Source organism: Pseudonocardia hispaniensis (assembly GCF_042658695.1).
Classification (GTDB): Bacteria; Actinomycetota; Actinomycetes; order Mycobacteriales; family Pseudonocardiaceae; genus Pseudonocardia; species Pseudonocardia hispaniensis.
Window position 1 is genome coordinate 146,971 of sequence record NZ_JBHSQW010000025.1, and the last position, 14,721, is coordinate 161,691.

Here is a 14,721-nt window from a genome sequence, read left to right on the forward strand (position 1 = left end):
TCTGGCCGCTGCGCAGCATCTCGACCAGCTGCAGGCCGCCGTTCGCGGCGAGCAGCACGACGAGCCCGACCAGCACCACCGCGACGGCACCGGTCAGGACCTTCTCCCGCACCGGGGTGCGACCCAGCCGGCGATAGCCGGTCTCCACGACCCAGGCCCGCGCGGCCATCAACGCCAGCAACGCCCCGAAGGTGGTCCAGACCCAGCCGGCCCCGCTCACCGCGCACCCCCGCCCAGCGGCGAATCCGAACCCGGCATGCCGCGCTTGACGAGCACGGCGTTGAAACCGTTCTGGTACTGCACCACGTAGTTGCCGGTCGCGACCAGCTCCTGGATCACCCGCTGGGTCCAGCCCGGCGGCTTCTCGTTGAGGACCACGCCCTCGTTCTCGATCGACGGGTAGATCAGCAGGTAGTCCGGCTGCTCCGCGTCGATACACCGGAGCGGGTCGTTGGCCAGGTGGACACAGCCGTCGAGGTTCGAGCCCCCGTTGTACGTCCCGATGCCCTCCAGGCCGTACGGGCCGACGTTGCTCAGCGGCATCACCTTGCTGCCCGGCGGCGCCTCGGCATACACCTGGCGGGTCATCGCGACGTCCTCGGGTGTGACGAGCATGTAGGCGTCGTTGCCGCCGCGGATGAGCACCAGCACGCCGAACGTGACGAGCATGCCGACCGCGAGGACCTTCTCCCACGCCCGATTGCGGCGCACCAGCGAGCGCAGCGCGTCGGTGCCCAGGATCGTCAGGATCGGCAGCCCGTACAGCACGATGCGCAGCAGCAGCTCGCCGCCGTAGCTCTGCACCGCGGCGAACGCCATCGGCACCGCGGCCAGCGCGATCGGCACCAGGTCGCGGCGGCGCCGCCAGTAGACCCAGGCACCGGCGATCGCCAGCAGCCAGGTCAGTCCGGGCACGGCGATGCGCAGCAGCTTCACCACCACCTGGCCGGTGTCACCGGTCAGCCGATCGAAGATCCCGGCCTGCAGCGCATTCTCCTGCTCGCCGCTACCGGTGATCAGGCTGAGCTGGGTCATCCAGAAGTCACGGGCCGCGATGAGGACGAACACGACGACGGCCAGCACGGCGACGAGGACCAGCCCACGACCGCGGAACCGGCCGACCACGGCGAGCACCACCAACTGACCGATGATCGCGAACGGGGTGAGCTGGTGTTCGGGCGCGACGGCCAGCAGGCACAGCGCCGCGCAGAAGTAGATCAGCAGCAGCTGCCGGGGTGGCAGCGTCGGGCGGTTCGGCGGGGTCATCGCGGCGACGACCCAGCGGCGTAGCAGCGGCAGTCGGGGCGCGCCGGGATGCGGGGCGGGCCAGCCCGGGACTCCCGCGGCATCGGTGCGCCGGGTGGCCAGCGGGCCGAGGCAGAAGGTGAGCACGGTCAGCAGCAGCACGATGCCGGTGGCCTGCGGGGAGAAGTAGTCCTGCTCGATCCAGTTCAGGCCGACGAACAACCATGCCGCCACCCACGGCGTCCGCGTGCCACCGAGCATCGAGCGGGCCAGGGCGTACACCCCGATCGCCCACACGCCCACGACCGCGGGCGGGAACCAACGCAGCACCTCGTCCAGCTGGGTCGCCCCGGCCGCGTCCCGGAAGAAGGCCCACTGCGCGAAGAACGCGGGCCAGTAGAACCGGGCGTCGATCCCGGACGGTGGGACGCCGGTGCCGGCGATCGCATCGGTGAAACCGGCCAGCAGCCAGGCGGTGGTGAACCGCGCCGTGGGCTGCACGATCGAGGGCATGCCGACGCTGCACAGGATGAGCACGGCGGTAGCGATGCCCAGCATGCCGATGCGTGGCCGCGGCGACCACAGCTCGGCGATGCATGCCGCCACCGCGAGCGCGAGCGATGCCCAGGCCGCGGGCGGCAGGACCTTGGCAAGGCCCCACCCGTCGAGCGCATCGAGATCCGTGGTGGCCGCGGCGAGCGGCAGCAGCAGCACGGCCAGCAGGGCCAGGGCCGGGGAGAGCCACCTCCACCACCACGCCGGCGGGTCGGCGACGGCCGGTGGCTGCGGCTGGTTCGGCGGCTGCGCAGGCAACGTCGTGGTCGGCGCCTCGATCGGCGGGACGACGGGGATCAGCGTGGTCGGCTGGTCCAGGTCACCGCGGCGGCGGGGGTCGCCGGGGGGGCGGGTGTCGGTGGACGTCACGGGCGAACCTCCGGCGCGGTCCGGCGACGGATCCGGACACCGACCGCGCAGACGATCTGGACAGCAACGTAGCCGATCGCAATCGGCAGCAACGCCTCGTCGGGGCTGCCGTCGCGGACCGGGATCACGATGACGACGAGCAGCACCAACAGGGTGCTGACCAGCTGCAGCGTGGCGTACTGCATCGCCTTGCCCGCGGCCTGGCGCACGCCCAGCTCGTGCGCCACGACGAGGCGGAACGCCAGTCCGAGCAGCAGCAGCTGCAGGATCCTACTGACCTCGGCATAACCCTCTCCGAAGATCAACAATACCGGGTGCGCCAGCAGCGCGCCCAGTCCCAGTACCGGAAGGAAGATGAGCAGCAACCTGCGGCGGGCGGCGGCGGCCAGCTCGGCCAGCCGGTGCGGCTCCCGGGCCACGTGGATCGCCAGCGAGTTCATGAAGAAGGTGGCCCCGATGTCGACGACGGTCACCGCCTGCCAGGCGACGAAGAACGCCGCGCCGGTCTCGGGTCCGTATCGCAGGATCACCAGCAGCGTGACCTGGTTGTAGAGCAGGGTGGTCCCGATCTGGGAGATCGAGGTCGGCCCGAGGAACCGCACGGCCTCCCGCCGCGCCGGCAGCACACCGCCCAGGGCGCGGCGACCGTAGCGGCGCACCAGCACCCAGATCACCGCCGAGCCCCCGGCGATCCAGACCACGATCGGCCCGACCCAGGACAGCACCACGCCCTGAGCCCCAAGCCCGGCATAGGCGCACAGGACGACCAGCAGCCCGATCCGTAACACCGCGAACAGCCCGTTGCGCCAGACCGCCCACCACGGCTTTCCGATCGCGACCAGGATGAAGTCGTGCACGACGAACACGCCCCAGCCGGCGGCGGCGAGCACGAACAGCAGGATCCCGAGACCGAAGCTGCCCCCCGGTCCCGCCGCGGTCCGGGCCAGCTCCGGCACGACCAGCACGTAGATGAGCCCGATCAACCCGGACAGCGGCATGATCAGCAGCAGGCTCGACCAGACCAGCCGTCCGGCCCGCCGCCCGGACGCCGGTAGCCAGCGCAGGAGGCCGACGCCGAGGTTCAGCTGCGCGGCACCCGCGACGAGGATGAACGCCGACACCACGGCCGACGCCGCACCGAACTCGGCCTGCGGCATGATCCGCGCGGCGATCAGCCAGCTCAAGAAGCCCGCGATCGGCCCGAGCGCGGCGCTCAACGACAGCGCGAGACCGTCGCCCACGCCCCCGTTGCCATCGGGTCCCGCGGGCTCGACCGCGGGAAGCATCTCGGTGGGCTGCTCGTCGACGCGCCGACCGTTCGCTGCCAGCCGCACGGTCGGGATGTCGTCACCGGCGGGGGTGAGCGCCGCCCTGGCCCCGGCGCGGCCCGGATCGGTTCCTGGGGACGGATCCCACCTCGTCACCGGGTGACCTCGGCCCGTCGCTCGGGCCGGGCCCGACGCCGCGCCGGGCCGCCATCGCGGACAGTCACTGCGCCACCACCGCGTGCCGGAGCAGGAACGGCACGCTCACCGCGGTCATCACGTAGAGGGTCGCGGCCGGATGCCACCAGCCGGTGCTCACCATGATCTGCCCGGCCAGCAGCGTCGTGGCCACGCCGGTGCCGATCGTCAGCAGCCAGACGTGCGCCGCGGGCGCCCGGCGCAGGAAGCCGGCCGCGGCCCAGCCGGGCCCGAGCAGCAGGAAGCTGATCGTCACCAGCAGGCGCAGATCGCCGACGAAGCCGCCGGTGACGTTCAACAGGCTCAGCACACAGGCCGCGAGGCCCGCGAGGACCAGGAGCAGTGCGACCACCCGCCGCGCAGTGCGCGCACGGGTCAACTCGGCCGCGGAGGGCACGCTCACTGCACATCGCTCCGTTCGTCGCCGGACTCGCGAGCCGGCCGGATGCCCGGACGGATCCGGCCCGGCTCAGAGTGTAGGGCGACGCCCGGCGGGCACCTCGCCTCGTCCGAGTGGACCGGGACCAGCGGATTCGCCCCAGCCGAGATCACCCGCTGTGACGAGGGTGGCGGTTCGGTGCCGGCGGGCGGGACATCGTCTGCGGGTCCGGCTCCGCCGGCACGGCGCGGAAGCCCGCGGCGGGCGTCGGGACCAGAACGCGGTCGCCGTGGGGCGCCCGGGCGGGCGGCATCGGCCGGGGCGGCTGCGGGCGGGACGGCGGTGTGCGGGGCGCGACCTGGGCATGCCCGGGCGCGGGGTGGTTGCGGTGCCGGCGGGCCGCGGCCAGCAACTCCGCCCGCCGCCGATCCGCCCGCCGCCGCTCCGCGATCAACGTCCGCAACACCCGCGCCCCATCCACGAACGTCCGCAGATTCGTCTCCCCGAAAATCCGCCGCCGCTCCACCGACGGCACCTCCGTGATCCGCAACCCGGCCGCCGCCACCCGACAGTTCAACACCGTCTCGATCTCAAACCCATCCCCCCACACCATCCCCGCCCCCGCCGCCGGCACCCCCACCTCCGGCAACTCCAACACCGGCAACACATCCGCCCAAAACGCGTTGTACCCGTAACACAAATCCGTGTACCCCGCCCCGAACAACACGTTCGCCACCGCGTTCAACCCCGCATTACCCGACCGCCGCAACAGCGTGATGTCCTCACTACCCCCACCCCGCACGAACCGGCTGCCCTTGGCGAAATCCGCCCCCGCCACCAACGCCGCCACGAACGCCGGGATCTCCCCCGGATCCGCCGACCCGTCCGCATCGAACATCACCAACACATCCCCGGTGGCCGCCGCGAACCCACACGCCATCGCATTCCCCTTGCCCCGCCGGGTCTGCGTGATCACCTTCGCCCACGGCAACACCCGCCGCGCGGTCTGCACCGTCCCATCCACCGAATGCCCATCCACCACGATCACCTCATGCACCGCAGGCCGCACCGCCGCAATCGCCGGCAACACCACCTCCAGGTTCCGCGCCTCGTTCCGCGTCGGAACCACCACCGACACCCGCGGGTCATGACGTCGCATCGCTGATCTCCCCATCGCACCGCTGCGGTGCGCTCGGCCGTCCCGTGTGTGAAGGGCTCTCACTCCATAACGACGGGTGAGCCCGCAGCCGGTTGCCCAGCGGAGCGTGATGGCTCCACACCGTGTCCGCCTGCCCAGCCCGCGGCGCATCGTGGAGCCATCACGCGCTCAAGGCCGTCGCTCGTGAAGTCACGTGCGCGGCTCGGCCCGAGGGACCCGAGGGTGCCGAGCCTTCCGGCCCTGGCCGCACCGCGCGGATCAGACCAGCGTTGGCCCATGGCAGCAAGCGTTGGGTTCGGCGCGCGCGACGTTCTCGTGCGGGCTGTGGAGAGCGCGCTACGCGCCCCGTCGGTGCACAACACCCAGCCGTGGCGATGGCGAATCCACGACAACGCCGTCCGGCTCTACGCCGACCTCGGCCGGCATCTGGTCGGCACCGACCCTGATCGGCGCGATCTGATGATCAGCTGTGGGGCGGCCCTGCATCATCTGCGCGTCGCGCTGGCCGGACATGGTGTGGCCAGCACGACGCAGCGGTTGCCCGACCCCGAGGACAGCACGCTCCTCGCGCTCGTCCAGGCCGGTGACGGACAGCCCGACCCGCGCGACGCCACGCTCGCCGCCTCGATCGGGCGGCGGCACACGGACCGGCGGATCTTCCGGGTCGACCCCCTGCGCCCCGGCCAGCTGGAACGGCTGACCGAGGCGGCCGCCGGCCAGGGTGCCGAGCTGTATCCGGTGCTCGGTGCCGACGCCCGGGATCGGCTGGCGGAGGTGCTCGGCGAGGCCGCCGAGCGCCAGCGTTTCGTCCCGGGCTATCCGGCCGAGCTCGCGATCTGGACCCGCCGCTATCCCGGGGGCCGGGACGGGATCCCGGCCGCAGCGCTTCCCGTCCACAACGACGCCGGGCCGGACGGCGCGGGCCTGCGGCGGTTCCCCAGCGGTCGGCTGGGCACCGGCCACCGCGAGCTGTTCGCCGAGACGGACGGCGCCACGTTGATGGTGCTCGCCACCCCGGGCGACACGGTGCCCGACTGGTTGCGGGCCGGCGAGGCGACGAGCGCCGTACTCCTGACCGCGACGCGCCTCGGGCTGGCCACCACACCGCTGAGCCAGGCGGTGGAGATCCCGCACACCCGTCGTGCGCTGGCCGAGAAGGTTCTGCGGGTACCCGACCATCCGCAACTGCTCGTGCGCGTGGGTTGGGCCCCGCCCGGCCCGGCACTGCCCGCGACCCCCCGCAGGCCGCTGAGCTCGGTGCTGGCGCCGGCCGGGACGAGCCGATGATCACGACCGCGTTGATCGCCGCGACCGCCTTCACCTGGCTGGGCATGGTGCTGGCGATCTCATTCCTCGAGGCGCCGCTGAAGTTCCGCGCCCCCGGGGTGACGCTGGGGCTCGGCCTGGGAATCGGGCGCCTCGTTTTCGCCGCGCTGAACCGGGCCGAGGTGGTGGGTCTGCTCCTCATCGCCGCCGCCCTGGTCGCCGGGCTGGCAAGTCTCGGCGGCGTCGCGCTGGCATCCTGACGCGGGACCCGGCCGGTGTGCGCGCCTGGCGGCCCACGATCTACCGTGGCTGCATGGGTTCGCCGGGGACGGGTGTGCTGCGCCTGGTGCGCGCCGCCGCCGTCACCGCGACCCTCGTGGGTTTCGCCGCCGCTGCACACGTGCTGGGCGGAGCGCCCGTGCCCGGGCCGACGCTTGCGGTCGGCTCGGCACTCGTCCTGGTGATCGTGTCGGCCCTCGCGGGCCAGCGCCTGTCCGGTCCGGCGCTGGTGGCCCTGCTCGCCGTCGGCCAGTTCGCGCTGCACCACGTCTTCACCCTCGGCGCCGCGGACCACGCCATGGACCGCGGTGGCTCCCCGGCCATGCTCGCCGCGCACGTCCTCGCCACGCTGGTCAGCGCCGGTGTGCTGCTGCGCGGTGAGCGAGCCGTGTGGGCGATGTGGTCGTGGCTGTGCCGCCTGCTGCCGACCGTGGCCGCGCTGTGGCTCCCGGTGCCGGCCCGGCCGCACCGCCGGTGGACGCGACGAGCGCCCCGGCCACGACTCGTCCTGCTGCTCACGGCTGCCCGCCGCGGTCCCCCCGCGCCGGGCCGGCCGACGCCGGCCGCCTCCTGACCATTCGGCCCGGTCTCGGGCCGCCGTCACCGGGATCGCCGCGGCCCCGGTCCCGTTCGCCCAGGTGCGAGCGACCGAGCGCGCCCCGGCGTTCCTCAGCACCGACTTCCAGGAGATGACCATGTCCGTTATCCGTACCGGCCTGCCGCACCGCCTCGCCGCAGCCGTACTGACGCTCGGCGTCGCCGTCGGGGCCGCAGGCTGCGGCAGCTCCCCGACCGCAGCCGACACCCCCGCCAAGCGGGCGTCGGCATCCTCGCTCGTCCTCATCGACGGCTGGGTCAAGGCCGCCGATGAGGGGATGACCGCCGCCTTCGGCAAGCTGGTGAACAGCTCCGGCCGCGATGTCCACATCGTCTCGGCGACCTCGCCCGTCACCAGGTCGATGGAGCTGCACGAGATGGCGCACGCAGACGGCGGCCAGATGGTGATGCGCGAGAAGAAGGACGGGCTCGTCGTGTCCGCCGGCGGCGAGCACCGCCTCGAGCCCGGCGGCGACCACCTGATGTTCATGGAGCTCACCGGCCCGGTGCGGCCCGGCCAGGACGTCCCGATCACCCTCACCGCCGAGGACGGATCCAGCGTCGAGGTCACGGCGGTCGCCCGGTCCTACACCGGGGCCAACGAGGACTACCAGGGTGGGGACCACGACCACGACCACGACGGGCACGGGCACGGGGGTCATTGATGCCCCGACGCGTCGGGCGTCGCGCGTTTCTGGCCTCGGGTGCGGCGGTGCTCGGCGGCGCCGCCGCGCTCGGCGGCCGCGAACTGCTCGACAAGGGCCCGCAACCGTCCGCCCCCGATGCCACCGGACGCGCCACTGTCCCCTTCCACGGCGAGCATCAGGCGGGGGTGGTGACGCCCGGTCAGGCCTTCGCCTCCTTCGTCGCCCTCGATCTCGCCGACGGGGTGGACCGGGAGGCGTTGGTGCGCCTCATGCGGGTGTGGACCGATGACATCGAGCGGCTCACCCGGGGCGCGCCCGGCCTGACCGACACCGAACCGGAACTCGCCGCGGTGCCGGCCCGGCTGACCGTCACCGTCGGGTACGGACCCGGCGTCCTCACCGCGGCCGGCCGGGAGGACCTGCGGCCGGCCTGGCTCGCGCCGCTGCCCGCCTTCGGGATCGACCGGTTGCAACAGGCCTGGAGCGGAGGCGATCTCCTGCTGCAGATCTGCGCCGACGACGAGATCACCGTCGCCCACGCGGTGCGGGTGCTGGTCAAGGAGGCGCGGACGTTCACCCGGGTCCGCTGGGTGCAACGAGGGTTTCGCAACAGCCCGGGCACCGTCGCGCCCGGGACGACCATGCGCAACCTCATGGGTCAGGTCGACGGCACCAGCAATCCGGTCCCCGGGACCCAGGACGACCGGCTGATCTGGGTCGGCCCCGACGGACCCGGCTGGCTGCACGGCGGAACGGGAATGGTGGTGCGACGGATCGCGATGAACCTGGATACCTGGGACGAGCTCGACCGGCCCGCCCGCGAACAGGTCATCGGGCGACGCCTGGACAACGGGGCCCCGCTGACCGGCACGCACGAGCACGACGAGCCCGATCTGGCGGCGATGACCGACCTTCACCTACCGGTGATCGAGACCTTCGCCCACATCCGCCGGGCCCGTTCGGACGACCCGGAGCACCGCTTCCTGCGCCGCTCGTACAACTACGACGAGCCGCCCGCGGCCGGGGAGCTGTCGAACAGCGGCCTGGTGTTCGTGTCGTTCCAGGCCGATATCGACGCGCAGTTCACGCCGATCCAGCGCCGGCTCGACCAGCTGGATCTGCTCAACCAGTGGACGACGCCGATCGGCTCGGCGGTGTTCGCCGTCCCGGGCGGCTGCCGGCCCGGCGAGTATCTCGGTCAGCGGCTGCTGGAACCCTGAGCGGCCGGGTGGCGAAGGTGATCAGCTTCGCCACCCGGCACCGGCCGCCGAGCAGGACCCACCATCCTGGCTCACCAGGGACCTTCGACGGTATCGCCGCCCCCGGCCGCGACGCATCGTGGCAGCGGCGCACCAGCGCCCGATGTTCGACGAACTCTCGAGGTGGCGAGCTCGACATGACCCGGATCCCGAGGGCGCTCGGTCTGAGCGAGGAACACGTCCGCACACTGCTGGAGGCCACGCGCCGTGCCCCGTCGATACACAACACGCAACCGTGGCGGGTCCGGCTGACCGAGCCGGTGATCGAGCTCTACGCCGATCCACTGCGCGGGCTGCGGATCACCGACCCGCGCGGGGTGGAACTGCGGCTGAGTTGCGGGGCAGCGCTGTTCAACCTGCGTACGACTCTGCGCGGCTTCGGGATCCGGCCGGTCGTGACCGTCCTGCCCGACCCGCAGCGGCCGCATCTGCTCGCCGCGATCCGGCACGGTGGGCGCAAGGTCCCGACCCCGGAGCTGGAGCGGCTGCGACGGGCGATCCCGCTGCGCCGCACCAACCGCAGGCCGTTCAGCAACACTCCCGTCGCCACCCCCGACCAACACGCGCTGCGCCGCGCCGCGCACGAGGAGGGTGCCTGGCTGCACCTCGTGCACGACCAGGCACAGCGCACGCAGCTGAGCAGGCTGGCCGCGCGCGCCCACGACATCCAGATGTCCGACCCCGCGTTCCGCGCCGAACTGGCCGCCTGGACGGGGACCGGGGACGACCGCCCCGACGGCGTCCCGGCCCGGGCCGGCGGCCCGCTTCCGGCGCCTCAGGATGTGTGGGTGCTGCGCGACTTCACCGACGGCGACGGCCCGGTCCGCGCGGCGGGTAAGGACTTCGAGGCCGAGCCGCTCATCGCGGTGCTCAGCTCGCACACCAGCGGTCCGGAGGCCGAACTCCAGGCCGGTCAGGCCATGCAGCGGGTACTGCTCACCGCCACCGTGTCCGGTCTTGCCGTGTCCTTCCTGTCCCAGCTCGTGGAGGTGGCCTCGATCCGCGAACAGGTGCGCAGGCTGATCGACGGCACCCACCAGCCCCAGGTCGTTCTGCGGATCGGTCACGGATGGCCGGTCGCCGCGACCCCGCGCCGGCCGATCGAGGAGTTGGTGCTCCCCGAGCACGCCCGCTCGGCACCCGCCGGTGGGCCGCGCCCCGGCGACCGGTCCGGGCGGTGACCGCCCGTCCTCGTCGTCTCCGCACCTGCGGCGTGCTGAGGTCCAGGGCCCCGCGTTCACCAGGGAGAACCCGTCCGTCATGCCCTGCCACCGGACCGGCCCGAGGCCCTATCATGGGCCCCAGGTGACGGGACCACCCGCCGGCCATGGAGCCGGGCACTGGTTGCACTCCGGTCTTCCAGACCCGGCCAACCCTATCCAGGGAACAGGAGCCGCCATGTCCGCCCAACACCGTCGCGAGGAGCACCCCACCGGCCTGCCCCAGCTCACCCGCGGCAAGCACACGAACGCGCGGTCCGGCACGTGCCTCATGGAGTACGTCTCGATCCTCTCCGGCTCCCGGTTCACCGACCGGCCGCGTTGCACCCATCCGTTGCTGGGCTGGCTGGCCCGCCGGGTGAACGACGACATCAGCGACGACGCCACCCGTCAGCAGCTGGTGCTGCGGGCGCCCGCGCTGATCGACACTCGGGTCCGGGACCCACGGGTCCGCCCGACGATCCTCGTCGCGCTCGCCGAGGCCGGGTTGCAGCAGCATCCGGACGATCATTGGTTGCACCACACCCTGCAGCGAGGCACCCGCAGGCTCGCCCGGCTCGCCGACCCCGAGAACCGGCCACGGTTCGCTCACCTGTTCCCGTCCGTGGATCTGGCGAGCCTCTACGTGCACGTCTTTCACGCGATGTGTCACCACCCCGACGCCGAACGCGACCACCTACTGATCGCGATGCTCGACACCTCGATCACGAAGTGCCGCGAGCTGTTGACCCTTCCGACGGTCCCCACGGCGACCAGCCACGCCCTGCGCTGACGGTCGACGCTCCCCTCGGCCTGCCCGGCCGCTGCCGATGGCGCTCGGGTGAGCCGGGAAAGCACTGGCTGACCTCGCGCCGGCACCAGTGATCGTCGCTCTCGCGGCGTACGGGTGGACTCCGCGCAGCGGCGGGACGAGGTGCGAACAGAACTCGCCCACACCGGGACGGAACAGGGCACCATGGGAGTTTGAAGGCCGCATCGGTGGTGGAGGCCGGCGAATGGCTGCGTGGGTGGTATGGATGGTCCTCGCCGTGGTGTTCGGTGTCGCCGAGGTCTACACGCTGACCGCGGTCCTCGGTCTGCTCGGCGGCGCCGCTCTCCTCACCTCCGGCGCGGCGGCCATCGGGCTGCCGCTGCCGTTGCAGCTGGTGGTGTTCGCGCTGGCCTCGGCCGCCGGACTGCTGGCCATCCGCCCGATCGCGCGGCGGCATCTGCACCAGCCTCAGCTTCAGCGGTTCGGCATCGACGCGCTCATCGGCCGGAAGGCCTACGCCCTCACGGAGGTGACCGTCCGAGACGGAACGGTGCGCATCGGCGGCGAGGAGTGGACCGCCCGCTCCTTCGCCGACGGAGTGGTGATCCCACCGGGGGCGACCGTCCACGTCATGCAGATCGACGGCGCCACCGCGATCGTGTACCCGGAGGAATGACCGTGGAGATCACCGGTTTGCTCATTGCCGCAGTCCTCATCGCGCTGTTCGTCATCGTCACCGTGGTCCGTGCCGTACGGATCGTGCCGCAGGCCCGCGCCCGCAACGTCGAACGGCTCGGTCGCTATCACCGCACGCTGCAGCCCGGCCTGAACTTCGTCATCCCCTACATCGACCGGGTCTACCCCGCGATCGACCTGCGTGAGCAGGTCGTCTCGTTCCGCCCGCAGCCGGTCATCACCGAGGACAACCTCGTGGTCGAGATCGACACGGTGCTGTACTTCCAGGTCACCGACCCGCGGTCGGCCGCCTACGAGATCGCCAGCTACCTGCAGGCCGTCGAGCAGCTCACGGTGACCACGCTGCGCAACGTCGTCGGCTCGATGGACCTGGAGCGGACGCTGACCTCCCGCGACAGCATCAACAGCCAGCTGCGCGGCGTGCTCGACGACGCCACCGGCAAATGGGGGCTGCGGGTCAACCGGGTCGAGATCAAGGCGATCGACCCGCCCAAGACCATCAAGGACGCGATGGAGAAGCAGATGCGCGCCGAGCGGGACAAGCGCGCCGCCATCCTGACCGCCGAGGGGCAGCGCCAGTCCCAGATCCTCACCGCCGAGGGCGACAAGCAGGGCGCGATCCTGCGCGCCGAGGGTGAGCGCAGCGCCGCCATCCTCAAGGCCGAGGGTCAGTCCCGCGCGATCGACGAGGTGTTCCAGGCCGTGCACCGCAACGACCCCGACCCCAAGCTGCTCGCCTACCAGTACCTGCAGGTGCTGCCGCAGCTCGCCCAGGGCGAGGGCAATACCTTCTGGGTGATCCCCGGCGAGGTCACCGCGGCACTGCAGGGAGTCTCCCGGGCGTTCACCGAGGCTCTGCCCCGCTCGGAGGCCATCCGGGAGGCCGCCGATCAGTCCACCGAATCGGCGGCCCGGGCCAGGCGGGACGCCGCCCGGGCCGAGGAGGCCGCCGCCGAGGCGGTGGCCGACGCGCGCGAACCCGGGGGCATCCCCGAGCTCATGGGCCGGAGCCAGCGCGCCGAGCAGCCGGTCAACGGGGAAGGCGAGCGTCCCGGGGCGCACTGACCGGCGATCTCAGGAGACGATTCGCTCCCCCGACGGCGAGCTGTTCCTGCCGGGCCGCGTCCGCCGTAGCCTCGGCGCGTGGACCGCGCAGCCGGCTCCCGGCCGCTGGGCACCGGCCCCACGACGAGCACCGAGCTGATCGAGGCTGGGCGCGCTGCCCTCGCACGTGGGGCCTGGGAGCAGGCGCGTGCCCGGTTCGAACAGGCGGCGCAGGAGTCGGGGACGGGAGCGGCGCTGGAGGGACTGAGCTGGGCGGCCTGGTGGTTGAACGACGCGACGCTCCTCTTCGACGCCCGCGAGCGCGCCTACCACGCGTACTCCTCGGCGGGGGATCGGCGAGGCGCGGCGCGCCTGGCCGCCTGGATCGGCACCGACCATGTGGATTTCCGCGGCGAGCACGCCGTCGCGCAGGGCTGGCTCGGCCGAGCCCGCAGGCTCCTCGAGGATCTCGAACCGGGAGCTGAGCACGGCTGGCTGCTCGTGCACGAGGCCGAGAAGCGCCTATTCGCCGGGAACGACACCATCCGCGCCCGCGAGCTGGGCCTGCAGGCCGCCGAGCTGGGCCGACGCCTCGGACTCGTGGATCTCGAGATGGTGGGTCTGGCCACCGACGGTCTCGCCAGGGTGACCGAATGCAGGGTCGACGAGGGGATGGCCCTCCTCGACCAGGCGGCGGTCGCAGCCTTCGGCGGGGAGTTCCACGAGACCTGGTCCAGCATCTGGTGCGGCTGCTACATGCTCTACGCCTGCGAACGGGCGCGTGACTACGAGCGGTCGGCGCAGTGGTGCCGCAGGATCCTCGACTGGTCCGCGCGGCGGCGCATCCCCTTCCTCGACGGGGTCTGCCGCGCGCACTATGCAGGCGTCCTCATCTGGCTCGGCGCCTGGGCAGAGGCCGAACGAATGCTGAACGATGCGACCACACTCCTCACCGTGATCCGGCCACCGATGCGGATCGATGCCATGGTGAACCTGGGTGAGCTGCGCCGTCGCCAGGGCCGTCTCGACGAGGCCGCGGAGATCTTCGACGAGGTCGCGGTGCATCCGTTGGCGCTGCTCGGGCTCGGCGAGATCCACCTCGACCGGGACGACCCCGCCGGGGCCCGGGACCGTGCCGAGCAGTACCTGCGCGAGACGGGGCTCGGGCCGGGCACACTGCGGGCCGCCGGGCTGGAGCTGCTGATCCGGGCACACGTTGCGCTCCGGGAGCCGGCACGGGCGGAGCCGGCCCTGCGCGAACTCGAGTCCATCGCCGACGCGGTCGCAACGGCGCCGCTGCGGGCCTCGGCGCGCTTCGCCGCAGGCCTGCTCGCGGCGGCGACCGACGCCCCCGAGCGGGCCCGGACGGACTTCGAGGACGCCAGCCGCCTGTTCCATCGCTGCGGCGCGCCATACGAGGCCGCCCGGGCGAGGATCGAGCTCGGCCGCGTCCTGGCGGGGCAGTCGCGGGCCCGGGACGCGATGCGGGAGCTGCGTTCGGCGGCGACCTCGCTGCGCCGCATCGGTGCCGTTCGAGACGCGGAGCTGGCCGAGGCGTTCGCGCTCGACCTGTCCTCCGCACGCCGCGCCTCGCCGCTCACCACGCGCGAGCGCGAGGTGCTGCGACTCGTGGCCGAGGGCAGGACCGACCGTGCGATCGCCGACGAGCTCGTGCTCAGCGAGCACACGGTCCACCGGCATGTGGCGAACATCCTCACCAAACTCGGCTGCCCGTCCCGCTCGGCCGCCGTCGCCGAGGCCCTCCGGAAGGGGTTGATCTAGCGGGGTATGG

At 72.5% G+C, this 14,721-nt stretch carries 14 protein-coding genes and 1 pseudogene; 10 read left to right on the forward strand and 5 right to left on the reverse strand.

The window, feature by feature from the left end:
• The 5 genes from ACFQE5_RS11375 to ACFQE5_RS11395 all read right to left on the reverse strand — a co-directional run.
• Positions 1-220 (reverse strand): hypothetical protein (locus tag ACFQE5_RS11375; RefSeq protein ID WP_379584830.1); only part of this gene is annotated, 220 nt, incomplete at its 3' end.
• Positions 217-2,169, reverse strand: a complete 1,953-nt coding sequence (locus ACFQE5_RS11380; RefSeq protein WP_379584831.1) for a hypothetical protein — start codon at positions 2,167-2,169, stop codon at positions 217-219. The genes ACFQE5_RS11380 and ACFQE5_RS11375, both read right to left, overlap by 4 nt.
• Complete coding sequence (locus tag ACFQE5_RS11385; RefSeq protein WP_379584832.1) at positions 2,166-3,593, reverse strand: lipopolysaccharide biosynthesis protein; 1,428 nt, start codon at positions 3,591-3,593, stop codon at positions 2,166-2,168. Before ACFQE5_RS11385 ends, ACFQE5_RS11380 begins: the two co-directional genes overlap by 4 nt.
• Before the next feature lie 64 nt (positions 3,594-3,657).
• Positions 3,658-4,035, reverse strand: coding sequence for a hypothetical protein (locus ACFQE5_RS11390; protein WP_379584833.1), 378 nt, complete (start codon positions 4,033-4,035; stop codon positions 3,658-3,660).
• A 145-nt stretch (positions 4,036-4,180) separates the two neighbouring features.
• Complete coding sequence (locus tag ACFQE5_RS11395; protein WP_379584834.1) at positions 4,181-5,185, reverse strand: glycosyltransferase family 2 protein; 1,005 nt, start codon at positions 5,183-5,185, stop codon at positions 4,181-4,183.
• Between the two features lie 261 nt (positions 5,186-5,446).
• On the opposite strand from ACFQE5_RS11395, the gene ACFQE5_RS11400 reads away from it, so the two are divergent.
• The 10 genes and pseudogenes from ACFQE5_RS11400 (at position 5,447) to ACFQE5_RS11445 (ending at position 14,711) form a co-directional block, all read left to right on the forward strand.
• Complete coding sequence (locus tag ACFQE5_RS11400) at positions 5,447-6,457, forward strand: Acg family FMN-binding oxidoreductase (protein ID WP_379584835.1); 1,011 nt, start codon at positions 5,447-5,449, stop codon at positions 6,455-6,457.
• A pseudogene (locus ACFQE5_RS11405) lies at positions 6,454-6,672 on the forward strand (hypothetical protein); the annotation flags it as partial. The gene ACFQE5_RS11400 and the pseudogene ACFQE5_RS11405, both read left to right, overlap by 4 nt.
• 77 nt (positions 6,673-6,749) lie before the next feature.
• Positions 6,750-7,289 carry a hypothetical protein gene (locus ACFQE5_RS11410; RefSeq protein ID WP_379584836.1) on the forward strand — a complete coding sequence of 180 codons (540 nt, stop codon included), beginning with the start codon at positions 6,750-6,752 and terminating at the stop codon, positions 7,287-7,289.
• Positions 7,290-7,353: 64 nt separating this feature from the next.
• Positions 7,354-7,977: a copper chaperone PCu(A)C gene (locus tag ACFQE5_RS11415; protein ID WP_379584837.1), complete on the forward strand. Its 624-nt coding sequence runs from the start codon at positions 7,354-7,356 to the stop codon at positions 7,975-7,977.
• A complete protein-coding gene (locus ACFQE5_RS11420; RefSeq protein ID WP_379584838.1) occupies positions 7,977-9,179 on the forward strand; it encodes a Dyp-type peroxidase in 1,203 nt (400 codons plus the stop codon). Before ACFQE5_RS11415 ends, ACFQE5_RS11420 begins: the two co-directional genes overlap by 1 nt.
• A 176-nt stretch (positions 9,180-9,355) precedes the next feature.
• On the forward strand, positions 9,356-10,399 hold the full coding sequence (locus ACFQE5_RS11425) for an Acg family FMN-binding oxidoreductase (RefSeq protein ID WP_379584839.1): 1,044 nt from the start codon (positions 9,356-9,358) through the stop codon (positions 10,397-10,399).
• A gap of 217 nt (positions 10,400-10,616) precedes the next feature.
• Positions 10,617-11,210, forward strand: a complete 594-nt coding sequence (locus tag ACFQE5_RS11430) for a hypothetical protein (RefSeq protein ID WP_379584840.1) — start codon at positions 10,617-10,619, stop codon at positions 11,208-11,210.
• Positions 11,211-11,433: 223 nt separating this feature from the next.
• Positions 11,434-11,865: an NfeD family protein gene (locus tag ACFQE5_RS11435; protein WP_379584841.1), complete on the forward strand. Its 432-nt coding sequence runs from the start codon at positions 11,434-11,436 to the stop codon at positions 11,863-11,865.
• On the forward strand, positions 11,862-12,950 hold the full coding sequence (locus ACFQE5_RS11440) for an SPFH domain-containing protein (RefSeq protein WP_379584842.1): 1,089 nt from the start codon (positions 11,862-11,864) through the stop codon (positions 12,948-12,950). The genes ACFQE5_RS11435 and ACFQE5_RS11440 overlap by 4 nt, the downstream gene beginning before the upstream one ends.
• Positions 12,951-13,028: 78 nt before the next feature.
• Complete coding sequence (locus tag ACFQE5_RS11445) at positions 13,029-14,711, forward strand: LuxR C-terminal-related transcriptional regulator (protein WP_379584843.1); 1,683 nt, start codon at positions 13,029-13,031, stop codon at positions 14,709-14,711.
• The last annotated feature ends 10 nt before the right edge of the window (positions 14,712-14,721 follow it).